A 26,246-nucleotide genomic window follows, 5' to 3' on the forward strand; every position below is an offset into this window, starting at 1 on the left:
ACTCGGGGTGCTCCGCCGGCAGGACGCGTACGCCCAGGGGGACTTCGCCCGCCTTGACCTCGTGGGCTCCGTCGTGCAGGCCGGGCTCCGTCGTACAGGCCGGGGTCGGCCGTCCGAGCCCCTCTGCCCCTCCCGGGCCCCCGGGGGCCCCAGAGTCTTGCCGGGGCTCCCTGGCAGGCCCCAGGGGGCTGTCAGGGGCCTGCCTGGCGCCTCACGCGCCGGACGGCGTCATCGCGGTTGCCTACTTGTTGCGGCCGCGCTTCTCGCGGACCCGCACCGAGATGTGGATCGGTGTGCCCTCGAAGCCGAACTCCTCACGCAGCCGGCGCTCGACGAAGCGGCGGTAGCCGTGCTCCAGGAAGCCGGAGGCGAAGAGCACGAAGCGCGGCGGCTTGGTGCCCGCCTGGGTGCCGAAGAGGATACGCGGCTGCTTGCCACCACGGATGGGGTGCGGGTGGGAGGCGACGATCTCACCGAGGAACGCGTTCAGCCGGCCCGTCGGAACGCGGGTCTCCCAGCCCTCCAGCGCGGTCTCGATCGCCGGGACCAGCTTCTCCATGTGGCGGCCGGTGAGGGCCGAGACGTTGACCCGGGGGGCCCACGCGACCTGCGCGAGCTCCGTCTCGATCTCGCGCTCCAGGTAGTAGCGGCGCTCCTCGTCGAGGGTGTCCCACTTGTTGAAGGCGACCACGATCGCGCGCCCGGCCTCGACGGCCATGGTGACGATGCGCTGGTCCTGGACGCTGATCGACTCACTGGAGTCGATCAGGATCACGGCGACCTCGGCCTTCTCCACGGCGGCCGCGGTACGCAGCGAGGCGTAGTAGTCCGCACCCTCCTGGAGGTGGACCCTGCGCCGGATACCGGCCGTGTCGATGAACTTCCAGGTGATGCCGCCGAGGTTGATCAGCTCGTCGACCGGGTCGCGGGTGGTGCCTGCCAGCTCGTTGACGACCACGCGGTCCTCGTTGGCCACCTTGTTCAGCAGCGAGGACTTGCCGACGTTCGGACGGCCGATCAGCGCGATACGGCGCGGGCCGCCGACCGCGGTGCCGAACGACTGGGCCGGGGCTTCGGGAAGCGCCTCCAGCACCGCGTCCAGCATGTCGCCGGTACCGCGGCCGTGCAGCGAGGAGACGGGGTGCGGCTGGCCGAGGCCCAGCGACCAGAGCGCGGTGGCGTCCGCCTCGCCGCTCTGCCCGTCGACCTTGTTCGCGCAGAGCACGACGGGCTTGCCGGACCGGCGCAGCAGCTTGACGACGGCCTCGTCGGTGTCGGTGGCGCCGACCGTGGAGTCGACCACGAAGACGACCGCGTCGGCCATCTCGATCGCGTACTCGGCCTGGGCCGCGACGGAGGCGTCCAGACCGAGGACGTCCTGCTCCCAGCCGCCGGTGTCGACGACCTTGAATCGGCGGCCCGCCCATTCGGCCTCGTAGCTGACGCGGTCACGGGTGACGCCGGGCTTGTCCTGGACCACGGCCTCGCGACGGCCGATGATCCGGTTCACCAGCGTCGACTTGCCGACGTTGGGACGGCCGACGACGGCGAGAGCGGGGAGCGGTCCGTGACCGGCCTCACCGATGGCACCCTCGACGTCCTCGGGGTCGAACCCCTCCTGCGCGGCGAGCTCCATGAACTCCGCGTACTCGGCATCGCCAAGCGCTCCGTGCTCGTGGTCCGAGCCGCCGGAGTGAATCTGGTCGTTCATGAAGTCCGTTCCTCTTTGCATCATCATCGATGGACCACGCAGCACGCGGTCCACTACTCAAGTCTTACTCGGTGCGCCCGGTGAGGCGCCTGGCCTGCTCCAGGTGGCCGGTCAGCCGTCCCTGGATCCGCAACGTCGCCTCGTCCAGCGCGCCGCGCGTCCGACGGCCGCTGCCGTCTCCGGCAGCGAACGCCTCACCGAAGACGACATCGACACGGCTGCGCAGTGGCGGCAGTGCCGATATCAACCGTCCGCGGCGCTCGGTGCTTCCCAGTACGGCCACGGGCACGATCGGCGCCCCGCTGCGCAGCGCGAAATACGCGAGTCCGGCGCGCAGCGAGGCGAAGTCTCCTTCGCCACGGGTGCCCTCGGGGAAGATCCCGAGTGCCCCGCCGTCCCCCAGCACGCCGAGGGCGTGGGTGATGGCGGTGCGGTCGGCGATCGAGCGGTCCACCTTCAGCTGACCGATTCCACGCAGGAACGGGTCCAGGGGGCCGACGAACGCCTCTTTCTTGATCAGAAAGTGGACGGGCCGGGGCGCGGTGCCCATCAGCATCGGCCCGTCGATGTTGTGCGAGTGGTTCACCGCGAGTATGACGGGTCCGGAGGCGGGGACCCGCCATGCGCCGAGGACACGGGGCCTGAAGAGCCCGTACATCAGCCCGATCCCGATGCCGCGTCCGACCGCCGCTCCGCGCAGCGTGGGCGCCCCCGTGGCAGGTGTCACTTCGCGGCCTGCTTCTCCCCGACGAGGGTGACAACACACTCGATGACCTGCTGGAGGGTCAGCTCGGTGGTGTCCACCTCGACCGCGTCGTCCGCCTTGGCGAGCGGCGAGGTCTTGCGGCCGGAGTCGGCGGCGTCCCGCTTGATCAGCGCCTCCTTGGTGGCGGCCAGATCGGAACCCTTGACCTCGCCGCTGCGGCGGGCCGCGCGGGCCTCCGGCGACGCGGTCAGGAAGATCTTGATGTCGGCGTCGGGCAGCACGGTGGTGCCGATGTCCCGGCCCTCGACCACGATGCCCCTCTCCGCTCCGGCCGCGATGGTGCGCTGCAGCTCGGTGATCCGGGTGCGCACCTCCGGGACGGCGCTGACGGCGCTGACCCTGGAGGTGACTTCCTGTGTACGGATCGGGGCGGAGGCGTCCTCGCCGTCGACGGTGATCGTCGGGTTGGCGGGGTCGGTGCCGGAGACGATGACCGGCTTGGCGGCCGCGGTCGCCACCTCCACCGCGTCGTGCACGTCGATGCCGTTGTTCAGCATCCACCAGGTGATCGCCCGGTACTGGGCACCGGTGTCCAGGTAGCTCAGGCCGAGCTGGGAGGCGACGGCCTTCGACGTGCTGGACTTGCCGGTTCCGGAGGGGCCGTCGATGGCGACGATCACTGCGGCCGGGGCGGTCCGGGCGGCGGCGCTTACGGTTTCCACGGTGGTGGACACCTTCCTGGTACACGGGGTGGGCGGGACGGGGCGCGTGAACCCGCCCCGCACAAGGTTACCGAGTGCCGGGGCAAGCCCGACCACCCCTGTGGAAAAGTGCCTCCCGGCCTTGCGTCCCAAGGGGTGTCCCGCCGATCAGGGCCGGCCGGGCGTCGCGGCCCCGGTCCTGAACCGGCGAGACGCCTTCAAGGGCTACTGGCGGATCGACCAGCCCCGCTCGCGCAGTGCCGCGCTCAGGGCCGGGGCCGCACTCGGTTCGACCATCAGCTGCACGAGACCCGCCTGCTGACCGGTGGCGTGCTCGATCCGTACGTCCTCGACGTTGACCCCGGCCCGGCCCGCGTCCGCGAAGATCCCGGCCAGCTCGCCGGGGCGGTCGCTGATGAGGACGGCCACGACCTCGTACGAGGAGGGGGCGGCGCCATGCTTCCCGGGCACCCGGACCCGGCCGGCGTTGCCGCGGCGCAGGACGTCCTGGATGCCTTCGGTGCCCTTGCGCCGCTTCTCCTCGTCGGCTGACTGGAGCCCGCGCAGCGCGGTGACGGTCTCGTCGAGGTCGGCGGCGACCCCGGCGAGGACGTCGGCGACGGGGCCGGGGTTGGCGGACAGGATCTCCACCCACATCCGGGGGTCGGAGGCCGCGATCCTGGTCACGTCCCTGATGCCCTGGCCGCACAGGCGCACCGCGGTCTCGTCGGCCTCCTCGAGACGGGCGGCGACCATCGACGAGATCAGCTGCGGGGTGTGGGAGACGAGGGCGACGGCCCGGTCGTGGGCGTCGGCGTCCATGACGACCGGGACGGCACGGCAGAGCGCGACCAGCTCCAGCGCGAGGTTGAGGACCTCGGTGTCGGTGTCGCGGGTGGGCGTGAGGACCCAGGGACGGCCCTCGAAGAGGTCGGCGGTGGCGGCGAGCGGCCCGGAACGCTCCTTGCCCGCCATGGGGTGCGTACCGATGTACGGGGTGAGGTCGACGCCGAGCGCTTCGAGCTCGCGGCGCGGCCCGCCCTTCACGCTCGCGACGTCGAGGTAGCCGCGGGCGACACCGCCGCTCATCGCGGTGGCGAGCACGGTCGCGGTGTGGGCCGGCGGTACGGCGACGACCGCCAGGTCGACGCGGCCCTCGGGCGGCTCGTCCGTGCCGGCGCCGAGGGCGGCCGCCGTGCGGGCCGACTCCGGGTCGTGGTCGACGAGGTGGACCTTGATGCCGCGCCCGGCGAGGGCGAGGGCCGCGGAGGTGCCGACGAGGCCCGTTCCGATGACGACGGCGGTTCTCACTGGGCGATGTCCTTGCGAAGGGAGGCGGTGGCGCCGAGGTAGACATGGGCGATCTCGGACTTGGCGAGATACGTCTCGACGTGGGCGAGGATCCGGACCACCCGGGGCATGGCCCCTTCGATGTCCAGCTCCTGGGCGCAGATCAGCGGTACGTCGACGATACCGATCCCGCGCGCCGCGGCTGCCGGGAAGTCGCAGTGCAGGTCGGGTGTGGCCGTGAACCAGATGCTGATCAGATCGTCCGCGACCAGGCTGTTGCGCTCCAGGACGGTGGTGAGCAGGGCGCTGACCTGCTCGTCCATGTGCCTTGCCTCGTCCCGCTCCAGCTGGACGGCTCCGCGGACCGCTCGTACCGCCACGTCGTGCTCCTTGCCTGTGCCTGCCGCGTCTGCGCTTGCGTTTCAGCCTAGAGGGGCGGCACCGTCCCGTGCCGGGGTGCCCTGTCCGTGAGACGCGGCGGCGTACGCGCGTCCCGAGCCGGGGAACCGCCGCCGCCCGGACGGGCGCGCCTCCCTCGCGTACCCTCCCCGCATGATCTCCCCCGGCGACGAGGCACTGGTCCGCGACCACACGGTCTACTCCTGCGTGATGGGCTCGCGTGCCTTCGGGCTCGCCACGGAGGACAGTGACACGGACCGGCGCGGGGTGTTCCTCGCCCCGACTCCGCTGTTCTGGCGGTTCGACAAGCCGCCGACCCATATCGACGGCCCGGCCGATGAACAGTTCTCCTGGGAGCTGGAGCGGTTCTGCGAACTGGCGCTGCGGGCCAATCCCAACGTGCTGGAGTGCCTGCACTCGCCGCTGGTGGAGCAGATCGACGCGACCGGGCGTGAGCTCCTCTCGCTGCGTGGAGCGTTTCTGTCACGGCAGGCTCACGGAACCTTCGTCCGCTACGCGCTGGGTCAGCGCAGGAAACTGGAGGCGGACGTGCGCCAGTACGGGGCGCCGCGCTGGAAGCACGCCATGCATCTGCTGCGGCTGCTGGCCGGCAGCCGGGATCTGCTGCGTACGGGAGAGCTCTCGATCGACGTGGGCGCGGCCCGGGAGGATCTGCTCTCGGTCAAGCGGGGCGAGGTCTCCTGGGCGGAGGTGGAGCGGCGCATGACGAGTCTGGCCGAGGAGAACGACGCGGCGGCCGCCGTCTCCCCGCTGCCGGCGCAGCCGGACCGGGCGCGGGTCGAGGACTTCCTGATCCGCGCCAGGCGGGCGTCGGCCCTGGCCGCCCCGTCGGCCGCGGACAGCTCAGCCGGCTGAGGCCGGGCGGGCTGCGCGGATCAGCCGGCCGGGGCCGGAACGAGGCGCGCCCGCACCACCAGTTCGTGCAGCGCTTCGAACCCGCTCGCCGCGTACGGAAGCTCCGAGTCCGCCTGTGCCCCGTCGAGCGTCCGGTGCAGCGACTCGATGTCCCGGGCCACCGCCCGAACGTCCGTCCCGTCGGCGCTCCTGTGTTCGGCCGTGGCCTTGGCCTCGATCAGGCCGGGGAGGTACGACGGTGCCGGCACCCGGTTGAGGAGCGTCGGCAGATGGGCGAGCACCTCGCCGCTGCGCATCAGATGGATGCCGGTGAGCAGCGCCCGGAAGGCGTAGAGCAGCGGCTTCAGTTCGCCGGTCTTCTCGAAGAGACGCCACTGGGTGCCGGCGAATCCGCGGTAGTGGTGGGCGTGGTTGCTGGTGAGGACGCCGGGCGCGAGCGCCACCAGTTCCCGGTGCAGGGCGGTCGTGTGGACGACCAGGGGCGAGAGCAGCTGCTCCAGGACGTAGCCGTTCGGCTTCAGCATCAGGCGGACGAACTTGCGGAGGTCATGGGTGACGAGGTCCATCTCCACGCCGTCGCTGTCCCACATCCGCGAGCACGTCTCCTCGGGCTCCCTGAGCCCGAGGAGATCCTCCGCGGGCAGGACGTGGACCCCCCGCAGGTCCACATCCGAGTCCCGGGAGGGAAACCCGTACAGGTGCGCCCCGGAGACCGTGGCGAACAGCAGGGGGTGGCGTTCACCGGCGAGGACCGGGCCGAGGTCGGTGACCGGCAGCCCGGCGTCCTGGAGGTGCGTGGTGTCCGTAGGCATGGCTCAAGCGTCCCAGAGCGCCCCCAGCGACAGGAGGTCGCTCCGGTACTCGATCCGCTCCGACCACTCCTTGGGCCAGGCCGCCGAGCCGAGGTGTGCGCCCGCCAGAGCGCCGGTCAGGCAGCCGAGGGAGTCCGAGTCGCCCCGGGTGCAGGCGGCCCTGCGCAGGGCGGTGACGGGTTCCTCGGGGAAGAGCAGGAAGCAGTGCAGGGCCGTGGCGAGAGCCTCCTCGGCGATCCAGCCGTCGCCGGTGCTCTCGCAGGGGTCGGTCTCCGGGGACGGGTGGCGCAGGGCGTCCTGGACCCGGGCCAGGGCGGTGAGGCACTCGTCCCAGCCGCGCTGGATGTACAGCTCCGGGGAGGAGTCGCCCGCGTAGCGCCAGAGGTCCCCGAGCCAGCGTGTGAGGTAGCGGCTGCTGTTCTCGTAGGCGTAGCTGCGCAGCTGTCCGATCAGGCCCATCGGCTCCGCGCCCTGCGCCAGCAGGTGGACCGCGCGGGCCATCAGGTCGGACGCGGCGAGTGCGGTCGGGTGTCCGTGGGTGAGCGCGGCCTGGAGCTGGGCGGCGCCGGCGCGCTGTTCCTCGCTCAGGCCGGGGACGAGCCCGACGGGCGCGACGCGCATGTTGGCGCCGCAGCCCTTGGAGCCGGTCTGGCTGGCCTCCTGCCAGATCCGGTCGCTGTCGAGCATCCGGCAGGCGGTCATGCAGGTGCGGCCGGGGGCGCGGTTGTTGTCGGGCGAGTGGTACCAGTCGACGAACTCGTCGCGCACCGGCCGTACGAGGCGCAGCGGGGTGAGCAGTCCGCGGTCCATGGCGGTGCGGATTCCGCGTCCGAGGGCCAGGGTCATCTGGGTGTCGTCGGTGACGATCGCCGGCTTCGGCAGCCGCATCTGGCGCCACGGGCCGCACTTGGCGAGGATCGAGGGGACGTTGTTGAACTCGGTCGGGAAGCCCAGTGCGTCGCCGAGCGCGAGCCCGGTGAGCGCGCCGGTGGCGGCCTGTTTGGTGAGGGTCCTGGTCACGATCATGTGCTTCTTCCTTCCGGTCGCAGCAATGGGGGGTGCAGGGCGGTCGCGGCACCCGCCCGGTACAGGGCGGCCGGTTTCCCCCGTCCGCCGGTCCGGCGCGGTGATCCTTCCGAGGCCTGGACGAAGCCGGGCGTGGCAAGGACCTTGCGCCGGAAGTTGGGCCGGTCCAGCTCGACGCCCCAGACCGTCTCGTACACCTGCTGGAGCTCTCCCAGGGTGAATTCGGGCGGACAGAACGCGGTGGCCAGGCAGGTGTACTCGAGTCTGGCGCCGATCCTGGCGCGGGCGTCGGCGAGGATGAGGCCGTGGTCGAAGGCGAGCGTGCCGAGCCGTCCGGCGTCCCACCACTGGGCGCTGGCCGCGTCTCCGCCGCCACGCGGTTCGGGCAGATCCGGGACGAGCGCGGCGTAGGCGACGGAGACGACCCGCATCCTCGGGTCGCGGTCCGGGTCGCTGTAGGTGCGCAACTGCTCCAGGTGGAGGGCCGAGACGGTGTCCTCGGTCAGTCCGGTCTCCTCGGCCAGTTCCCTGCGCGCCGCGGTCCCGGCGGACTCCCGGGGCAGCACGAAGCCTCCGGGCAGCGCCCAGCGGCCCTTGTACGGGTCCTCGCCGCGTTCGACGAGCAGGACGTGCAGCCGTGACTCGCGGACCGTGAAGACGGCGAGGTCGACGGTGACGGCGAAGGGTTCGAAGGCGTGCGGGTCGTAGCCCTCGGGGGCGGCGGCACTCATCGACGCTCCGGGAGGGGTGCGGCGAAGTCCCAGCCGGTGGCGAGCAGGGCGTCGACGGCCGTGACGGCTGCGGTCAGACGGTCCTGGCGGCTGCCGGTGATCTCGGTGAACGTCCTTCCGGTACGGGTGAGTTCGGCCCGGAATCGGTCGGCCATCCAGGGCCGCAGCTCCTCGCCGTCGCGCAGTCCGTCGTCCTCGAAGGCGACGCCCTCGTGGTCGGTGAGCAGCCACAGGTGGTGGGTGACCCGGTCGGCTGTGCGCTCGACCAGGGGGTTGCGGCCCCCGACGTACCGCTCGTGCCACACCGTCGTGGCGAAGGAGTCCGTGTCGCAGACGAGCAGCGGGGAGCCGGTGCGGGCGGCTGCCTCCTCGCGGGCGTTCTGGGTCTCGGCGATGAGGGGGAAGTCGTGAGTGGTGAAGGAGACGTCCTCCCACTGGGCTTCGGGCCACCGGGCACGCAGCGCGGCGAGCTTCTGCTCGCTGAACTCGCGCCCGTACTCGGCGACGTAGCCGGTGTGCGCCCAGATGCCGCCGCGCCGCCGGTAGTACGCGGCGAGGTCGCGGGCCAGGGTGGTGGTGCCGGTGGACTCGGCGCCGAGGACGACGACGCGGCGGGTGAGCGCCGCCCGGACCGGGGGTTCGAGGAAGTCCCAGCAGCCGGCCGGGTCCGCGCGGACGGCGGTGCCGGAGACCGGGAAGACCGTGCGGCCCGGGTCCACGCAGACGGACTCGGCGCCGAAGCGACGGGCGAGTTCGTCGCCGTACGACTCAGAGGTGAAGACGGCGTCCACGGGTTCGGGCACGGCCGCGGTGAAGACGGCCATGTGGGCGTCCCAGATCGCCGGGTCGTGGAGATCCATCCGGGTGTCGTCGACGGCGCCCACCACCGTCACGTCCGGGTGCACCTCGCGCATCCAGGCGACCCGGTCCGCCAGCGGCACGGATTCCACCGAGGCGGCGCAGACCAGTACGGTCAGCCGCTCGCAGCGGTCCCGGGCGGTACGGACGAGGTGGTGGTGGCCGGCGTGCGGCGGGTAGAACTTCCCGAGCACCAGCCCGTGTGCGAAGCGCTTCATGCCTGGGCCTCCACGGGCTCCGGGTACCGAACGGTGAGATCCCGCCTCCAGTTGCGCAGGCCGATCAGGCACAGCGTCAGGAAGCCGGCGTACAGCAGCGAGGTCAGATAGAGCTCCTTGTACGCGTACAGCGGGATGTAGACCACGTCGGCCGCGATCCACAGCCACCACGACTCGACGAGTTTTCTGCACTGCCCGTACGTCGCCGCGAGCGACAGGGCGGTCGTGACCGCGTCCCAGAAGGGCACCGTCGAGTCGGTGGCCCGGTCGAGCAGGACGGTCAGCGCGAGGGCCCCCACCACCCCTGCCGCGAGCAGCCCGGTCCACTCGGTGCGGGTGGTGCGCCGCACCGGCAGGCCGTCCATCCCTGGTCCACCCCCGTGGGTCCAGGTCCACCAGCCGTACGCGGCAAGGGCGATGAAGACGATCTGGAGGCCCGCGTCCGCGTACAGACCGGACTGGGCGAACAGCAGGATGAAGAAGACGTTGTTGGCGATGCCGATCGGCCAGTTGGCGAGGTGCTGGCGGGCCACGAGCCAGACGCACAGCGCTCCGCTGCCGAAGCCCAGCACCTCGGTCCAGCTGACCGGGGTGTCCAGAACCGTCACCAGGGGTTGCTGCAGGGGGTCGAGTACATCCGCGAGACTCACGCCCGCCTCCTTAATAGTCACTCTGACTATAAAGGCAGAACGAGGACAGCAAAAGGCCCGCGGCCGGTTCCTGTTCGAAAGTCGAAAATCCAGGAACCGGCCGCGGGCCGTGTGCGGTGTGCGGTGTGCGGTGTGCGGTGTGCGGGTGGTCTACAGACCGACCTCGCGCATCAGCATGCCCACTTCGGTGTTGGTGAGCCGGCGCAGCCAGCCCGACTTCTGGTCGCCCAGCGGGATCGGCCCGAACGACGTACGCACGAGCCGCTCGACGGGGAAGCCGGCCTCGGCCAGCATCCGGCGGACGATGTGCTTGCGGCCCTCGTGGAGGGTCACCTCGACGAGGTAGTTCTTGCCGGTGTTCTCGACGACGCGGAAGTGGTCGGCGCGGGCGTAGCCGTCCTCCAGCTGGATGCCGTCCTTGAGCCGCTTGCCCAGGTCGCGCGGGAGCGGGCCCTGGATGGCCGCGAGGTAGGTCTTCTTCACGCCGTACTTCGGGTGGGTGAGACGGTGGGCCAGCTCGCCGTGGTTGGTGAGCATGATGATGCCCTCGGTCTCGGTGTCCAGCCGGCCGACGTGGAAGAGACGCGTCTCACGGTTGGTGACGTAGTCGCCGAGGCACTGACGGCCGTCCGGGTCCTCCATGGAGGAGACGACACCGGCCGGCTTGTTCAGCGCGAAGAAGAGGTACGACTGGGTGGCCACCGTCAGGCCGTCGACCTTGATCTCGTCCTTGTGCACGTCGACGCGCTTGCCCTGCTCGACGACGATCTCGCCGTTCACCTCGACGCGGGACTGCTCGATCAGCTCCTCGCACGCGCGGCGCGAGCCCATGCCGGCCCGGGCGAGGACCTTCTGCAGCCGCTCACCCTCCTGCTCGGCGCCCGGGTGGGTCTTGGGCGTCTTGATCTCGGGCTTGTCCGCGTACCTGTCACGGTTGCGCTGCTCGATCTTGGCGTCGAGCTCGCGCGGGCGGGCGGGGGCGCCGTACGGGGCGCGCCGGCCGCTGCTCCTGGAACCGCTCGTCGCGGCCTTGGGGCCGCCCTTGGCGCCGCCCCGGGCCGCAGCGCCGCGGCCCTTGCGGGTGCCGCCGTCGCCGCCCGGCTTGTCGTTGCCGACGTCGTAGCGCCGCTCCTCGGGGCGGGGGCGGCGGGGGCGCTGCTCCTGCTCGTCGTCGCGCCCGGAGCCGGGCGTACGGGCGTTCGGGTTGCTGTTCCTGCCGGTGCCGGAGTTGTTCCTGCTGCTCCTGCCGCCGCTGCCGCCGCTCCTGGCGCCGCCGCCGCTGTTGCCGCCGCTCCTGCCGCCGGCGCCGCTGCTGCCGCTGTTCCTGCCACTGCTTCGCATCAAAATTCCGTCTTGTCGTGTGCGTGAGTATCCGGGGTGTCCGGTGCGTCCGGATCGAACGACGGCACACCCTCTAGCGTCTCAGCCTCGATCGCGTCCGCCTCTGGGAGGAAGGGCGCGAGCTCCGGGAGCTCGTCCAGGCCACGCAGGCCCATTCGCTCCAGAAAGTAGTTCGTCGTCCTGTACAGGATCGCACCTGTTTCGGGTTCCGCGCCCGCTTCCCCGACCAGACCCCTCTGCAGCAGGGTCCGCATGACCCCGTCACAGTTCACGCCACGCACCGCCGAGACCCTCGACCGGCTCACCGGCTGGCGGTACGCGACCACCGCCAGGGTCTCCAGTGCCGCCTGCGTCAGACGGGCGTGCTGCCCGTCCAGGACGAAGCCCTCGACCGCCGGCGCGTACTCCGGGCGCGTGTAGAAGCGCCAGCCGCCCGCGACCAGCCTGAGGTCGAAACCGCGGCGCTGCACGGTGTACTCGTCGGCCAGCTCCCGCAGTGCGTCGGCGACGGCCCGCCGGGGCCGCTCCAGCACCTTGGCCAGGTGCTCCTCGGTCGCGGGTTCGTCGACGACCATGAGGACGGCCTCCAGCGCGGGCTTGAGATCGAGGTCCGCGACGGCGGAGCCGGTGACGTCCTGCTCGCTCATGCCTTCACGTCCTGCTGCGCGTCGCGCACGTTCTGTGCCTTCACGTCCTGCTGCGCGTCGCGCACGTTCTGTGCCTCCTGGTCGAACTCGTCCGTCACGGTGGGCTCGGCTCCCTCTCCCCCGGCCCAGCGCACCATGAGCTCGCCGAGCGCCTCGTCCTGGTCCAGGGCGACGGCCTTCTCCCGGTAGAGCTCCAGCAGGGCGAGGAACCGTGCGACGACGGTGAGGGTGTCCGGAGCGTCCTCGGTCAGTTCCCGGAAGCTGATCTCCCCCACTTCCCGCAGCCGCTCCACCACGATCCCGGCCTGTTCGCGCACGCTGACCAGGGGGGCGTGGATGTGGTCGATGTAGACCTGAGGCCTGGGCTTCGGCTGCATCGCCTTCACGGCGAGCCGGGCGAAGCCCTCGGCCCCGATGCTGATGACGACGTCGGGCAGCAGCTCGGCGTGGTGCGGTTCCAGCCCCACGGTACGGGGAAAGCGCCGGCCCTCGGATTCGAGGCGGGCACTGAAGATCTCGGCGATGCGCTTGTACGCGCGGTACTGCAGCAGCCGCGCGAAGAGCAGGTCCCTGGCCTCCAGCAGCGCCAGGTCACCCTCGTCCTCCACCTCGGCGGCGGGCAGCAGCCGGGCCGCCTTCAGATCGAGGAGGGTCGCGGCGACCACGAGGAACTCGGTGGTCTGGTCGAGGTCCCAGTCCGGTCCCATGGCCCGGATGTGCACCATGAACTCGTCGGTGACCTTGGACAGGGCGACCTCGGTGACATCCAGCTTGTGCTTGGAGATCAGCTGGAGCAGCAGATCGAACGGCCCCTCGAAGTTCGCCAGCCGGACGGTGAAACGCCCGTCGTCGGGAGCAGGAGCCGGAACGTGGTCCACCGCCGGAGCCTCATCCACCACCGGAGCCTCATCCACCACCGGAGCCCCGTCCACCACCGGAGCCGGGAGGGCATCCCCCGCCCCCGGTCCGCCCACGGACACGGGACCACCGCCCGGCCCGCGGCCCAGGGGGCGGCGGGAGGTGCGGGCGGGCTGGTCGGGAGTCGGCATGGAGATCCAGGGGGCGACGGTACATGGACAGTGCCGGCGGGCGGCGACCCGTACGGGACGGGACAGGCCGCACGGCTCGGCCGGCGGCCGCCCTTCGGGCAGGCTACCGGCGCCGCACCGCTCAGCGGCCGCGCAGCCGCCGTACGAGGATGCTCGCGTCGCCCCGCGACTCCAGGTCCGCGAGGACCACGGCGACGGCCTCACGGACGATGCGTCCGCGGTCGACGGCGAGGCCGTGCTCGCCGCGCAGCACGAGCCGCGCGTGTTCGAGGTCCATCAGCTCCTCGGCGGAGACGTAGACCGTGATCTTCTCGTCGTGGCGCTCCCGGCCGCTGGGCCTGCGGTTCGCCCCGCGCCCGCCACCGCGTCTGCGCTGCTGCTGCACGACAGGGGCCGGAACCGGCTCCTGCGAGGACGGCGGCTGCGGGCGGCGCCCGGCCTGTGCGGCCACCGCGACGCGGTCGTTCTCACCGCCGCGGCTGCGCGAGCCGCCGGCGTTGGCGTCGGTGTCGGCCGCGGAGTGCTCCTCCTGCGAGGAGGGGGCCGCGCCCGCGGAGGCCTCGGAGCCCTCCCCCGACGTGCTGTCCCCGGAATCCCCCTCGCCGGCCGGAGCCGGTACCCGGGCCTCGCCGTTCGCCTTGCGCCGCCGCTCCGCGGGGGACGAGGACTGCAGCCCCATCCCCCCGGTGGTACGGAACAGTTCGTCGGCCCCGGGCAGACTCACTCGGCGTGACACCGGGCGAGCACCTCCCTGGCGAGCTGGCGATAGGCGGCGGCACCGACCGAGTTGGAGGCGTACGTGGTGATGGGCTCACCGGCGACCGTGGTCTCCGGGAAGCGGACCGTGCGCCCGATGACCGTGTGGTAGACGTGATCGTCGAATGCCTCGACGACGCGCGCGAGGACCTCGCGGCTGTGCACCGTACGGGAGTCGTACATGGTGGCGAGGATGCCGTCGAGCTCCAGCTCCGGGTTGAGCCGCTCCTGGACCTTCTCGATGGTCTCGGTGAGCAGTGCCACACCGCGCAGCGCGAAGAACTCGCACTCGAGCGGCACTATCACCTTGTGCGCGGCGGTCAGCGCGTTCACCGTGAGCAGGCCGAGCGAGGGCTGACAGTCGATCACGATGTAGTCGTAGTCGGCCATCAGCGGCTTCAGGGCGCGCTGGAGCGTGGACTCGCGGGCGACCTCGCTGACCAGCTGGACCTCGGCGGCCGACAGGTCGATGTTGCTCGGCAGCAGGTCCATGTTGGGCACGGCGGTCTTCAGGAGGACCTCGTCGGCCGCCATGCCCCGCTCCATGAGCAGGTTGTAGACGGTGAGGTCGAGCTCCATCGGGTTGACGCCGAGGCCGACCGACAGGGCTCCCTGCGGGTCGAAGTCGACGAGCAGGACACGCCGGCCGTACTCCGCGAGCGCGGCACCCAGGTTGATGGTCGACGTGGTCTTGCCGACGCCGCCCTTCTGGTTGCACATCGCGATGATCTTCGCGGGACCGTGGTCGGTCAGCGGGCCCGGGATCGGGAAGTAGGGCAGGGGGCGGCCGGTCGGGCCGATCCGCTCGCGGCGCTGCCGGGCGGCGTCGGGCGCGAGGGTGGCCGCGTACTCCGGATCGGGCTCGTACTCGGCGTCCGGGTCGTAGAAGTGCCCCTGGGGCGCTGCATCGAAGTCGGCGAAGTGGGCGGTGTCCCGGCCACTCTCGTTGCCGGCCATGGCGTTCACGTGTAGGCCGTCCATCATCTGGGGGGCTGTCGTCATGTGCTGGTGGGTGGCGAAGGTGCGGACAGCGACGGAGCCGACAGCCTCCAGCCCGTTCGGGCTCTGGCCCCGCGCCGGCATCCCTGGATGAACACCCCCGGGAGTAAATGTCGACTCATTCACAAGTCGTCTTACCTCCTTGGACATGACCAGGAAACTTATCGATAGGTCAGCGTGGCACCATGCCGACGATTGGCGACTCTATGGCGTGTCACCGGTCCGCAGCAACACAATCCGCCGGACCCGGCCCGATGTGTCGGCAATCGAACACCCCGCTGTCAAGGGCGCGCAGCCCCCCGGGCACACTTTTCACAGGTGCACGAATCGGTTAAAGGGTTACGTTCGAGACGAGTTGCGCGCGGCCCCGGCAAGGCCCGACATGCGTCCGGCCGGACCTTGCTCGGCAAGGTCCGGCCGGACGCGTGAGGTTGACGGACGGTGTTGACCCGTCAGCCGAGAAGCGTGCTCAGTTCGACGTGGTCGAGGCCGTGCGCCTCGGCCACCTCGCGGTAAACGACCTGCCCGTCATGGGTGTTGAGGCCCTTGGCGAGTGCGGCGTCGCGGCGCAGCGCCTCGGCCCAGCCACGGTTCGCGAGCTCCACGATGTAGGGCAGCGTCGCGTTGGTGAGGGCGTACGTGGAGGTGTTCGGGACCGCTCCAGGCATGTTCGCGACGCAGTAGAAGACCGAGTCGTGAACCATGAAGGTCGGCTCGGCGTGCGTCGTCGGGTGCGAGTCCTCGAAGCAGCCACCCTGATCAATTGCAATGTCGACAAGTACACTTCCGGGCTTCATCTTGGCGACGAGCTCGTTGGTGACCAGCTTCGGGGCCTTCGCGCCGGGGATGAGCACGGCACCGACGACGAGGTCGGCCTCGACGACGGCCTTCTCCAGTTCGAAGGCGTTGGAGACGACGGTCTGCACCTTGGTGCCGAAGATCTTGTCGGCCTCGCGGAGCTTGTTGATGTCCTTGTCGAGCAGCGTGACGTGAAAGCCGAGGCCGACGGCGATCTGCGTGGCGTTCCAGCCGGAGACGCCACCACCGATGACGACAGCCTTGCCGGCCGCCGTGCCCGGGACACCGCCGGGCAGCACACCGCGGCCGCCGACCGAACGCATCAGGTGGTACGCGCCGACCTGCGGGGCCAGCCGGCCCGCGACCTCGGACATCGGGGCGAGCAGCGGCAGCGCGCGGTTCGCGGTCTCGACGGTCTCGTAGGCGATGGCCGTGGTGCCGGACTCCAGAAGCGCGTCCGTGCACGCGCGGGAGGCGGCGAGGTGCAGGTACGTGAAGAGGGTCTGACCCTTGCGGAGGCGGTGGTACTCCTCGGCAACCGGCTCCTTGACCTTCAGCAGCAGGTCCGCGACGGCCCAGACCTCGTCGGCGGTGGGCAGGATCTGCGCTCCGGCGGCGACGTACTCCTCGTCCGTGATGGAGGAGCCGGCCCCGGCGTTCTCCTCGACGACGACCTGGTGGCCGTGACGGACGAGCTCGTGCACACCGGCAGGCGTGATCGCCACGCGGAACTCGTTGTTCTTGACTTCGCGGGGGATGCCGACCTTCACGTCGATCACGGTCCTTGGCTCGGAGGGTCATCCGGACATAGCTATACATACCCGGATAGACACAGCGTAAATGGAGACACCGCGAACACCCGCGGCAGAGCCAGTCTAATGAAGGGCTTCTCCCTGTCTAGCCTTACAAAGCATTAATTTTCTGTCGTCGCACTACGGATTTCGTAGGCTGCGCTCTCCTCGCCCAGCAATCTCTCGGCCGCACCCCTGTGCAGCCCCGCAGCCGCGGGGTCGCCGAGGCGGTCGAGGGTGTCGGCCAGCCGGAGCTCCAGCGCGGCCTGCAGTCGCAGGTCCTTGGCCCGGCGCGCCCACTCCACGGCCTCCCGGCAGGTGTGCAGCGACTCCTGCGGACGGCCCGCGTACTCCTGGACCCGGGCGACCTCGCTGAGCGCCCGCGCCTGGGCGGGCACATCGCCGAGCCTGCGGTAGCCGGCCGCCGCCGCCCGCCAGTTCCGCAGCGCCTCGCCGTAACGGCCCGCGTAGGTGTGGACGGTGCCGAGCCTCCCGTAGAGCCGCGCCTCGTCGGCCCGTTCGCCCTGGGTGAGCCGCTGCGCGAGCGCCCGGCCGTACCAGTCGGCTGCCCGGTGGAAGTCGCCGAGCTCGGCATAGGCACCGCCCACGGATTCCATCGCGCGCCCGGTGGCGTACAAGTCCTTCGCGGCCCGTCCGGCATCCAGCGCGGCCCGGTAGCGGGCCAGTGCCTCCCGGGTCCGGCCGGTGCCCGCGTCCAGATCGGCGAGGTTGAGCAGCGCGGCCGCCCGCTCCCGGGGCAGATCGCGCCGCTCCGCGACGGCCAGCACCAGACCGTGCAGTCCGTAGAGGTCGGGCGCGGCCGTCTCGGTGCCTTCGTGCACGGCCAGCGCCCGCACCAGAGCGGCCACCAACCGCCTTGCCAGGGTGTCGAGTTCACCGTCCTCGACGGCGATCCGGGCGGAGGCGACCAGTGCGGGCCTGCGGATCCGCAGCCAGGCGGCGGCCGCCTCGGGGCCGGGGAACCGCAGGGAGCGCGGCAGTCCGGCAAGCTTGCGCCGGGCCGGGGAGCCTTCGGGTTCGGTGACCGCTCGGCAGGACTGGAGCAGCCGCACGGTGCGCTCCAGCATCCGGGCCTGGGCGAGCTGGATCTCGGCCGGGCGGTCCCGGTCCTCCAGCAGCGCCCGCAGCAGCGCCGCGAGGCAGCCGGGCACCTCGTACTGCGGCTCCTCGGCGCTGTCGCTCCGCAGCAGCCCCAGCCGGACGAAGTCGTCGAGGGTGGTCCGGGCGGCAGAGACGGAACAGCCGGCGAGCGCCGACGCGGTGTGGGCGTCGGCGAGCCCGGCCGGGGCGAGGGAGAGCAGCCGCAGTATCCGGGCGGCGGTCGGCGGCAGCGAGTCGTGGACCAGCCGGAAGGCGCGGGCCAACGGGCGTGCTCCGGTGGGCTGTTCGGTGTCGTCCGGCAGTTCCCTCAGCTGTTTGGTGACGTCGGCCACCGAGGCCGTCGGACGGGTGGCCAGCCAGCCCCCGACCATGACCAGCGCGGCGGGCTGCCCCCCGCACTCCTCCGCCAGGGTCTCCGCCGTCAGCGGGTCGACGGTGATCCTGACCTGGCCGATCGCACGGGCGAGCAGCTCGACGGCGGAGCCCGCGTCCAGGCCGCCGATGGTGCAGGGCCGGACGCCGGGGATGCCTGTCAGCGGGCCCTGAGCGGTGGCGATGACGAGACAGTCCGGATTGTCCGGCAGCAGCGGGTCGACCTGTTCGGCGTCGGACGCGTCGTCGAGCAAAAGCAGGACACGTCGTACGGCGAGCGCCTCGCGGACCATCTCGGACAGTTCGTCCGCGTCCGCGCCGGGTGGGCCGGCCACGTCCAGCCCGCCCAGGAGTTCGCGCGCGGCGCCTTCGGCGGGGACGGGGGCGCCACCGGGTTCGGTGAGCCGGACACGGATCAGCCCGTCGGGGTAGTCGCCCGTCTCGAGCAGCCGCCGGGCGAGTTCACCGGCCAGTGCGGTACGGCCGGAACCGGGGCGGCCCGCGATGAGCAGGACCCGGGCCCGGCCGCTCTTTCGACCGGCCATGGTGTCCAGTCCGGCCCGTTCGATATCGGCCCGCAGTTCCTTCAACTCGCGCTCGCGCCCGCAGAATCGGGGTGGTTCGACGGCGGCCGGCTCCTCGGTCCCCGCTGCCTCGGCCGGGCCGCTGGTGTCCACCGCCTGATCCGTCACGGGCCACGCTCCACTTCGCTGCACGCGTCGCCCGCCGGGACTCCGGTCAGGGCATTCCGAGCGTAGTTCAGGCGAGTGGGCGAATCGGGTGGAGCGCGGCGGGGAGGTCCCCCGATCGGATCAGCAGGTTTTCCGACCGGGGGATGCGAGGGAGCGCCCGCACGGGACCTCGCGAGCGTCTCCCCCGGCACTCCCGACGTGTCGTCAGGCCTCGAACGGCCGGGCGGGCCAGGGCGCCTCCGCGGGCCGCAGCGAGTCGGTCCCGTCGCCCGCGAGCGCCGCCGCGAGCGCGAGCACCCCCACCACCAGGCAGCTGTTGTGGAGGTCCCCCGCGAGGACGCCCCGCACGAGGTCCTGGAGCGGAACCCGCGCCAGCTCCATGTCGGCCTCCTCCTCGGAGACCTCGAAGCGCTCCCCGTCCGCCTCGGAGATGTTCCGGGCGAGGAAGATCCGTACAGCCTCGTCGCAGCCGCCGGGCGTCGTGTAGACGTCGGTCAGCACCCGCCAGTCCTCGGCCTTGACGTACGCCTCCTCGTAGAGCTCGCGCTGCGCGGCGTGCAGCGGGTTCTCACCGGGTACGTCGAGGAGCCCGGCCGGAATCTCCCACAGCTTGTGACGCACCGGGTGCCGGTACTGGCGGAGCACGAGGACGCGGTCCTCGTGGTCGAGCGCCAGCACGGCGACCGAGCCGGGGTGGACCTGGTAGTCGCGGCGCGCGATCGTGCCGTCGGGCATCTCCACGTCGTCGGTGCGGACGCTGGTCTTGTTGCCCCGGAACGGAGTCTCGGTCGCGGTGACCGGCCATTCCTCGGGCGTGTCCTGGAAACCCATCTACGTCCTCCCACAAAAAACAGTGACCGGGGTACGCGTCCTCGAAGGATGCGTACCCCGGCCAACCGTAACGCCTGCGGGGATGCCGTTACTTGCCCGGCGTGGCGCCCGTCTTGCGCGCGACGGCCGCCTTCACCAGGCCCGCGAAGAGCGGGTGCGGGCGGGTCGGGCGGGAGCGCAGCTCCGGGTGCGCCTGGGTGGCGACCAGGTAGGGGTGGACCTCGCGCGGGTACTCGACGTACTCGACGAGCTTGTTGTCCGGGGAGGTGCCGGAGAAGACCAGACCGGCCTTCTTCTCCAGCTCGGCGCGGTAGGAGTTGTTGACCTCGTAGCGGTGACGGTGGCGCTCGTCCACGTACGGCTGGCCGTCGTAGGCCTCACGGACCAGCGATCCCTCGGCGAGCTTCGCCGGGTACAGGCCGAGCCGCATGGTGCCGCCCAGGTCGCCCGCGCCCTCGACGTACGCCAGCTGCTCCTCCATCGTCGAGATGACGGGGTGGGCGGTGGCCGCGTCGAACTCGGTGGAGTTGGCGTCGGGGATCTCGGCGAGGTTGCGCGCCGCCTCGATCACGATGCACTGCAGGCCGAGGCAGAGGCCGAGCAGCGGCACCTTGTTCTCACGGGCGTACTGGATGGCGCCGACCTTGCCGACGACGCCGCGCTCGCCGAAACCGCCCGGGATGCAGATGGCGTCGACGTCGCCGAGCTGCTTCTTGGCACCGGCCGGGGTCTTGCAGTCGTCGGACGCGACCCACTTGACCTTGACACGGGCCTTGTTGGCGAAGCCGCCGGCCCGGATGGCCTCGGTGACCGAGAGATAGGCGTCGGGCAGGTCGATGTACTTGCCGACCAGCGCGACCGTGACCTCGTGGTCGGGGTTGTGGACGCGGTCCAGCAGATCCCCCCAGGTGGTCCAGTCGACGTCGCGGAACGGCAGGTCGAGCTTGCGCACGACGTAGGCGTCCAGGCCCTCGGAGTGCAGCACCTTCGGGATGTCGTAGATCGACTTGGCGTCCGGGCAGGCCACCACGGCCGCCTCGTCGACGTCGCACATCAGCGAGATCTTGCGCTTGATGGCGGTCGGTACGTCGCGGTCGGCGCGCAGCACGATGGCGTCCGGCTGGATACCGATGTTGCGGAGGGCCGCCACCGAGTGCTGGGTGGGCTTGGTCTTGAGCTCGCCGGACGGGCCGATGTAGGGCAGCAGCGAGATGTGCACGACGAAGACGTTGTCCCGGCCCACCTCGTGGCGGACCTGGCGGACGGTCTCCAGGAACGGCAGCGACTCGATGTCGCCGACCGTGCCGCCGACCTCGGTGATGACGACGTCGACGTCGTCGGTGGCCATGCGGCGGATGCGGTGCTTGATCTCGTTGGTGATGTGCGGGATGACCTGCACCGTGTCACCGAGGTACTCGCCGCGCCGTTCCTTGGCGATGACCGTCGAGTAGACCTGGCCGGTGGTGACGTTGGCCGAGCCGTCGAGGTCGACGTCGAGGAAGCGCTCGTAGTGGCCGATGTCCAGGTCGGTCTCGGCGCCGTCGTTGGTGACGAACACCTCGCCGTGCTGGAAGGGGTTCATCGTGCCCGGGTCGACGTTCAGGTACGGGTCGAGCTTCTGCATGGTGACCCGAAGGCCGCGCGCCTTGAGCAGGGCACCGAGGCTGGAGGCAGTCAGACCCTTGCCGAGGGAAGAGGCGACACCCCCGGTGACGAAGATGTGCTTGGTCGTCGTGGATGTGGGCTGCATAGCCAAAGGGGGCTCCCGTGGTCGCGATCGTGAGGTGCGTACCGGCATTCCCATCCGGAGAATCCGGAGGTGCCGTCGCTGCGGTTCGGGGGCCTCGTCTGCTGTCGCAGACGACCACCGGTCCACGGGCTACCAGGGTAACAGCGACGAGGGGAGCCTGCTTCCGGCCACTCCCGGCACATCCCGCACACGGGATCACCGCACGTCTCTCACGCCCCACCCGTTCGGCTCACCTCTGTTGCCAAGAGCGTCGCGCGGATCACCCGGGTGCGTCGTATCCTGCTCGGACACTCGCTCCGGGCGAGGTATGAGCACGCAGGTTCCCCCACTTCAACCCCCTGCAACGACCTCTTGACCCGCAGTAAGCGCCCCACGGGGCGACATGGCCGTTCGACTGGAGACGCACGTGGCCGGGCGCATCGAGGATTACGCACTCATCGGAGACATGCAGACCGCCGCCCTGGTCTGCCGGGACGGCACGGCCGACTGGCTGTGCCTGCCCCGCTTCGATTCACACGCCGTCTTTGCCGGGCTGCTGGGCACCGAGGAGCATGGCTTCTGGCGCCTGGGGCCGGCCCGCGCGGAGGGCGCGGAACCGCCTCAGGCGGACCGTCGCCGCTATCGCGGGGACTCACTGATCCTGGAATCGGAATGGGACACGCCGCGCGGCACGGTCAGAGTGACCGACTTCATGCCGCCGCGCGACGGCGCACCCCAGCTGATCCGGATCGTGGAGGGAATCAGCGGCCGGGTGCCGATGCGCTCGGAGCTGCGCATGCGGTTCAGCTACGGGCGCGTCACCCCGTGGGTGCACAAGGTGGACGGCCGTACGGTCGCCGTCGCGGGCCCGGACTCGGTCTGGCTGGACACCCCCGCCGAGACCTTCGGCGAGAACCTGACGACGTACTCCGACTTCACCGTCGCCCCCGGTGACCGGATCGCGTTCACCATCAGCTGGCAGCCCTCGCACCACGAGCCGCCCGCGCTCCCGGACCCGGAGGGCTCGCTGGAGGCCACCGCGGACTTCTGGCGCGAGTGGGTCGCCCAGTGCACGTACCACGGCCCCTACCGCGAGGCCGTGGTCCGCTCGCTGATCACCCTGAAGGCCCTGACGTACGCGCCGACCGGCGGCATCGTCGCCGCGCCGACCACCTCCCTCCCGGAGGACATCGGCGGTTCGCGCAACTGGGACTACCGCTACACCTGGCTGCGCGACGCCGCGATCACTCTCTCCTCGCTCCTGCGCACCGGCTACCGCGAGGAGGCCCGTGCCTGGCGCGAGTGGCTGCTGCGGGCGGTCGCGGGCGACCCCGAGAACCTGCAGATCATGTACGGCATCGCGGGCGAGCGGGAGCTGGGCGAGGCCGAGCTGGAGTGGCTGCCCGGTTACGAGAACTCCGGCCCGGTCCGCGTCGGCAACGGCGCCGCGGGCCAGCTCCAGCTGGACGTGTACGGCGAGGTCACCGAGGCCCTGCACCTCGCGCACATGACGGGGCTGACCCGTAACGACTACGCGACCGGTCTCCAGCTCAAGCTGATCGAGTACCTGGAGAAGCACTGGGACGAGCCGGACGAGGGCATCTGGGAGGTGCGCGGGCCGCGCCGGCACTTCGTGCACTCCAAGGTGATGGCCTGGGTCGCGGTCGACCGGACCATCAAGCTGATCGAGTCCGGCGACACGGACGGGCCGCTGGAGAAGTGGCGCGAGCTGCGCGACGACATCCACCGCGACGTCTGCGAACGGGGCTACGACAAGGAGCGCAACACCTTCACCCAGTCCTACGGGTCGAAGGAACTGGACGCCTCCCTGTTGCTGATCCCCCAGATGGGGTTCCTGCCGCCCGACGACAAGCGGGTCATCGGCACGATCGAGGCGATCCAGCGGGAGCTCTCCACCGAGGACGGCTTCGTGCTCCGCTACCCCACCACGGGCGAGAACGCCGGTGTGGACGGCCTGGAGGGCGACGAGGGCGCGTTCCTCGCGTGTTCGTTCTGGCTGGCGGACGACCTGGCGATGATCGGCCGGGTCGACGAGGCCCGCCAGCTCTTCGAGCGCCTGCTGTCCCTCCGCAACGACCTGGGCCTGCTGGCCGAGGAGTGGGACTCACGGCTGCAGCGCCAGGTGGGGAACTTCCCGCAGGCGTTCAGCCACGTGCCGCTGATCGACACGGCGCTGCGGCTGACTGCCAGCGGCGCGTACGTGGGCTGACGGGCCGCGGTGCTGCGGTGGGCCGGGCGGCTCACCGCGGCACCGCCGCCGGGTCACCGCAGAACAGCTCGTTGGTTCCCTGGCACGACCGGGGAGGGACGACAGGTAGGAGCGGCCTCGCTGCTCGCCGTTCGGCAGGCCGGCCCGGGAAGTCGCGTGGTTCCAGCCGCGCATCCCGCCGCTGCACAGGACCGCCCGGCTCAGCCGCTGCACGGGACCGCCCGGCTTCAAGCGCGGGAAGCCTCCGTCTCCTGCCCCGTCACGACCGGGCGCCGCCCCGAGGGCAGCCCCCACTCGCTCCAGGAGCCGTCGTACACCGCCAGGTCGCGGTATCCGGCCAGCGCGGCGCCCAGCGTCAGTACGCAGGCGGTGACACCCGATCCGCAGCTGAAGAGCAGCCGCTCCCGGTCCTGAGCCAGGTCTCCGAACGCGGCCCGCAGCTCAGCCTCCGGGCGCATCCGGCCCTCGTGCTGGACCTCGCCGAAGGGCAGGCTGACCGCCCCGGGCATATGGCCGCCCCGCAGGCCCGCACGCGGCTCGGGGGCCGTACCGCCGAAGCGTTCCCGGGACCGGGCGTCGAAGACGGCGGACGCCGGATCGGTGAGGGCCGCCGCCACCACGTCCGCGCCCACGAACAGTCCCGCGCGCGGCCCGGCGGTGAAGTCACCGCGCTCCGCGGGGGCGGCGGGTGCGCCGTCCTCCGTCGGCAGTCCGGCAGCCGCCCAGCCGGGCAGGCCCCCGTCGAGCACCGCGACCCTGTCGAAGCCCATCGCACGGAGCATCCACCAGGCCCGGGCGCTGGAGTAGATGCCCACCGCGTCGTAGACCACGGCCGTGTCGCCGTCGTGGAGGCCCAGAGTGCGCAGTTCCTCCGTGAACCGGCCGGCGTCGGGCATCGTGTGGGGCAGCGGTCCCGCGGGGTCGGAGAGTGCGCCGTCGATGTCGAACGGCCGCGCCCCCGCGATCCGCCGCGCGGACCCCCGGTGCGCACCGACGGAGGCGTCGAGCACCAGGAGCCCCGGAGAGCCGAGCCGTCCGGCGAGCCAGTCGGCGCCGACCAGAGGACCGGGCAGGACATCGTCGTGCTGCGGTACATCGCCACCCATGGTTCCCCACTCGTCCGGGTACAAGATTTTCAAGATCGCAGCGGGTCCGGACCCTGTCAACGGCGTACCGCCCCGACGGAGCCCGCGGCGTCCCGGGCCGGTACCTTCCTGACCAGGGTGACCGCAATCGTGCGACCGCCCGGTCCGACAGACGCGGAACGCGAGGCCAGAGCCAGTGGAGACCCAAGGCGGCATCACCGTGCAGCGAGCCCTTGAGCTGCCGGGGCTGCGCAGCGGACTCCCCGAGGTGGTGACCGGAGCCGACCGGCTCGGCCGTACCGTGCGCTGGGTGCACGCGGGCGAGGTCCCCAACATCGCGTCGCTGCTCAAGGGCGGCGAGCTCCTCCTCACCACCGGCCTGGGGCTGGGCACCCGCCCTGCCGAACAGCGGGCGTTCGTCCGACGGCTCGCCGACCGCGGTATCGCCGCCCTCGTCGTGGAGCTCGGTCCGCGCTTCAGCAGGCTGCCGTCCTCGATCGTGGACGCCGCCCGCGCGGCCGGATTGCCACTGGTCCAGCTGCACCGCGAGGTGCCGTTCGTGACGGTGACGGAGGAGATCCACACCGAGATCGTCAACGGTCACTACGCACTCCTGCAGCAGGCCGAGGAGGTCCACCGACGCTGCACCCAGGCGCTGCTCGGTGGCGGCGGGGTGCCCCAGGTGCTGGGCATCCTGGCGGATTTCACGGCCAACCCGGTCTTCCTGGAGACGGCGGACGGCCAGCTGCTGTACGCGGCGGGCACCGGGTCGGGCCCGGCCTCCCCCGATCCGCTCCAGGTCTGGGACGGGATGCGCGGCGGCCGGACCGCCCGCGAGTCGCCCCCCGTCGGCGCGGTGCTGGTGGACGTGCCGGGCGGCGGCCCGGGAACCGGCTCGGTGCGGGCCAGGCTGGTCCTGCTGGCGGTGGACGGGCCGCTGGTGCCGGTGCACCGGATGGCGGCGGAACGGGCGGCGGGCATCCTCGCGGTGGTGCTGATGCAGGCCCGCCAGGAGGAGGAGCTCGCGGCGCGCGGCCGCGGTGACTTCCTCACCGACCTCGCGGAGGGCCGCATCACCCCCGAGGACGCGCCGGCGCAGGCCCGCGTGCTGGGCTTCAAGCCGGGCGAGATGCCGCTGCTGCCCGTGGTGATGCGGCTGGCCCCGGAGCTCTCCCCCTCCGGGAACTGGGCGCTGCTGGCGCGCGCGGTCCTGGAGGAGCTGTCCTCGGTGGGGGTGCCGGTGCTGCTCGGGGTGCGGCCGGTGGAGGGCCGGGTGCCGCTGCTGCTGGGGCTGCGCACGGAGACGGAGCGTACGGCGGTGGCCGACCGGGTCGCCGCGGCGTTGCGGGCCGGGGTGGAGCGGGCCGGTCTGGAGCGGGCGGGTTCCCATCCCCCCGTCGTGGTGGTCGGGGTGGCGGGCGGCTGGGCGGCGGCCGGTGCGGGGCTGCGGCACGCGGCGGAGACGGCCACGGCGGCGCAGGGGCTCGGCGACCGGCCCTGGTACGACGCCCGGCGGCTCGACATCGATCTGCTGCTGTGGCGGCTGCGGGACCATCCGGATCTGGCGGCGTTCGTCGAGCGGGCGATCGGCCCTCTGCGCGATCACGACCGCACCTCGCGCCCGCCGCTGCTGCCCACGCTGGAGACGTATCTGGCCCATGCGGGCCGCAAGGCGGAGACGGCGCGCGAACTGCATCTGAACCGCCAGACGCTGTACAACCGGCTGGCCCGCATCGGTGAACTGCTCGGCACCGATCTGGACGACCCGCAGGCCGTCCTGGCACTGAGCCTGGCCCTGCGCGCCCGCCGCCACACGACGTGACCGG

General features: G+C 71.6%; 23 protein-coding genes. 3 read left to right on the forward strand and 20 right to left on the reverse strand.

From position 1 onward, the window contains the following. Nucleotides 1–241 precede the first annotated feature (241 nt). The 5 genes from der to aroH form a co-directional block, all read right to left on the reverse strand. Entirely contained in the window at nt 242–1,711 is a 1,470-nt protein-coding gene (der, locus tag ABT025_RS30940; RefSeq protein ID WP_351001663.1) for a ribosome biogenesis GTPase Der, read from the reverse strand. Between the two features lie 64 nt (nt 1,712–1,775). Further along, nucleotides 1,776–2,438, reverse strand: a complete 663-nt coding sequence (locus tag ABT025_RS30945) for a lysophospholipid acyltransferase family protein (protein ID WP_351001665.1) — start codon at nt 2,436–2,438, stop codon at nt 1,776–1,778. Next, nucleotides 2,435–3,151 (reverse strand): (d)CMP kinase, encoded by a 717-nt coding sequence (cmk, locus tag ABT025_RS30950; RefSeq protein ID WP_351001667.1) that lies wholly within the window; start codon nt 3,149–3,151, stop codon nt 2,435–2,437. The genes ABT025_RS30945 and cmk overlap by 4 nt, the downstream gene beginning before the upstream one ends. Nucleotides 3,152–3,343: 192 nt before the next feature. Next, complete coding sequence (locus tag ABT025_RS30955) at nt 3,344–4,429, reverse strand: prephenate dehydrogenase (protein ID WP_351001669.1); 1,086 nt, start codon at nt 4,427–4,429, stop codon at nt 3,344–3,346. Then, complete coding sequence (aroH, locus tag ABT025_RS30960; RefSeq protein ID WP_351001671.1) at nt 4,426–4,788, reverse strand: chorismate mutase; 363 nt, start codon at nt 4,786–4,788, stop codon at nt 4,426–4,428. Before aroH ends, ABT025_RS30955 begins: the two co-directional genes overlap by 4 nt. A gap of 172 nt (nt 4,789–4,960) precedes the next feature. On the opposite strand from aroH, the gene ABT025_RS30965 reads away from it, so the two are divergent. Next, entirely contained in the window at nt 4,961–5,683 is a 723-nt protein-coding gene (locus tag ABT025_RS30965) for a nucleotidyltransferase domain-containing protein (protein ID WP_351001673.1), read from the forward strand. A gap of 20 nt (nt 5,684–5,703) precedes the next feature. Here the strand turns inward: ABT025_RS30965 and ABT025_RS30970 are convergent, their stop codons facing one another. From ABT025_RS30970 to pyrG, 14 genes are all read right to left on the reverse strand, one after another. Next, a complete protein-coding gene (locus ABT025_RS30970; RefSeq protein WP_351001675.1) occupies nt 5,704–6,495 on the reverse strand; it encodes a nucleotidyltransferase domain-containing protein in 792 nt (263 codons plus the stop codon). 3 nt (nt 6,496–6,498) lie between these two features. Then, nucleotides 6,499–7,521 carry an ADP-ribosylglycohydrolase family protein gene (locus ABT025_RS30975; RefSeq protein ID WP_351001677.1) on the reverse strand — a complete coding sequence of 341 codons (1,023 nt, stop codon included), beginning with the start codon at nt 7,519–7,521 and terminating at the stop codon, nt 6,499–6,501. Beyond that, complete coding sequence (locus tag ABT025_RS30980; protein WP_351001679.1) at nt 7,518–8,252, reverse strand: NUDIX hydrolase; 735 nt, start codon at nt 8,250–8,252, stop codon at nt 7,518–7,520. Before ABT025_RS30980 ends, ABT025_RS30975 begins: the two co-directional genes overlap by 4 nt. Then, nucleotides 8,249–9,328 carry an AAA family ATPase gene (locus ABT025_RS30985; protein WP_351001681.1) on the reverse strand — a complete coding sequence of 360 codons (1,080 nt, stop codon included), beginning with the start codon at nt 9,326–9,328 and terminating at the stop codon, nt 8,249–8,251. The genes ABT025_RS30980 and ABT025_RS30985 overlap by 4 nt, the downstream gene beginning before the upstream one ends. Then, nucleotides 9,325–9,978 carry a nicotinamide riboside transporter PnuC gene (gene pnuC, locus ABT025_RS30990; protein ID WP_351001683.1) on the reverse strand — a complete coding sequence of 218 codons (654 nt, stop codon included), beginning with the start codon at nt 9,976–9,978 and terminating at the stop codon, nt 9,325–9,327. Before pnuC ends, ABT025_RS30985 begins: the two co-directional genes overlap by 4 nt. A 150-nt stretch (nt 9,979–10,128) precedes the next feature. Beyond that, a complete protein-coding gene (locus ABT025_RS30995) occupies nt 10,129–11,319 on the reverse strand; it encodes a pseudouridine synthase (protein WP_351001685.1) in 1,191 nt (396 codons plus the stop codon). Further along, a complete protein-coding gene (gene scpB / locus ABT025_RS31000) occupies nt 11,319–11,966 on the reverse strand; it encodes an SMC-Scp complex subunit ScpB (RefSeq protein ID WP_351001687.1) in 648 nt (215 codons plus the stop codon). Before scpB ends, ABT025_RS30995 begins: the two co-directional genes overlap by 1 nt. Beyond that, complete coding sequence (locus tag ABT025_RS31005; RefSeq protein ID WP_351001689.1) at nt 11,963–13,015, reverse strand: segregation and condensation protein A; 1,053 nt, start codon at nt 13,013–13,015, stop codon at nt 11,963–11,965. The genes scpB and ABT025_RS31005 overlap by 4 nt, the downstream gene beginning before the upstream one ends. Before the next feature lie 121 nt (nt 13,016–13,136). Beyond that, on the reverse strand, nt 13,137–13,739 hold the full coding sequence (locus ABT025_RS31010) for a hypothetical protein (RefSeq protein WP_351001724.1): 603 nt from the start codon (nt 13,737–13,739) through the stop codon (nt 13,137–13,139). Then, a complete protein-coding gene (locus tag ABT025_RS31015; protein ID WP_351001691.1) occupies nt 13,736–14,854 on the reverse strand; it encodes a ParA family protein in 1,119 nt (372 codons plus the stop codon). Before ABT025_RS31015 ends, ABT025_RS31010 begins: the two co-directional genes overlap by 4 nt. Nucleotides 14,855–15,222: 368 nt before the next feature. Continuing rightward, the gene (gene ald / locus ABT025_RS31020) at nt 15,223–16,338 is read right to left on the reverse strand and encodes an alanine dehydrogenase (protein ID WP_351001726.1); all 1,116 of its coding nucleotides are present in this window, start codon (nt 16,336–16,338) and stop codon (nt 15,223–15,225) included. Nucleotides 16,339–16,481: 143 nt separating this feature from the next. Beyond that, on the reverse strand, nt 16,482–18,545 hold the full coding sequence (locus ABT025_RS31025; RefSeq protein WP_351001693.1) for a tetratricopeptide repeat protein: 2,064 nt from the start codon (nt 18,543–18,545) through the stop codon (nt 16,482–16,484). Nucleotides 18,546–18,749: 204 nt separating this feature from the next. Then, complete coding sequence (locus tag ABT025_RS31030) at nt 18,750–19,376, reverse strand: NUDIX domain-containing protein (RefSeq protein WP_351001695.1); 627 nt, start codon at nt 19,374–19,376, stop codon at nt 18,750–18,752. Nucleotides 19,377–19,464: 88 nt separating this feature from the next. Beyond that, entirely contained in the window at nt 19,465–21,126 is a 1,662-nt protein-coding gene (gene pyrG, locus ABT025_RS31035) for a CTP synthase (RefSeq protein WP_351001697.1), read from the reverse strand. Nucleotides 21,127–21,532: 406 nt separating this feature from the next. Here pyrG and ABT025_RS31040 point away from each other — a divergent pair, with 406 nt between their 5' ends. Continuing rightward, nucleotides 21,533–23,335 carry a glycoside hydrolase family 15 protein gene (locus tag ABT025_RS31040; protein ID WP_351001728.1) on the forward strand — a complete coding sequence of 601 codons (1,803 nt, stop codon included), beginning with the start codon at nt 21,533–21,535 and terminating at the stop codon, nt 23,333–23,335. Between the two features lie 227 nt (nt 23,336–23,562). On the opposite strand, the gene ABT025_RS31045 is transcribed toward ABT025_RS31040, so the two are convergent. Further along, the gene (locus ABT025_RS31045) at nt 23,563–24,441 is read right to left on the reverse strand and encodes a sulfurtransferase (protein ID WP_351001730.1); all 879 of its coding nucleotides are present in this window, start codon (nt 24,439–24,441) and stop codon (nt 23,563–23,565) included. A 175-nt stretch (nt 24,442–24,616) separates the two neighbouring features. Between ABT025_RS31045 and ABT025_RS31050 the strand changes: the two genes are divergently transcribed. Then, complete coding sequence (locus ABT025_RS31050; RefSeq protein ID WP_351001699.1) at nt 24,617–26,242, forward strand: PucR family transcriptional regulator; 1,626 nt, start codon at nt 24,617–24,619, stop codon at nt 26,240–26,242. Nucleotides 26,243–26,246: the final 4 nt, after the last annotated feature.

The sequence above is a fragment of the Streptomyces sp. NPDC002809 genome (assembly GCF_040295435.1).
Lineage (GTDB): Bacteria > Actinomycetota > Actinomycetes > Streptomycetales > Streptomycetaceae > Streptomyces.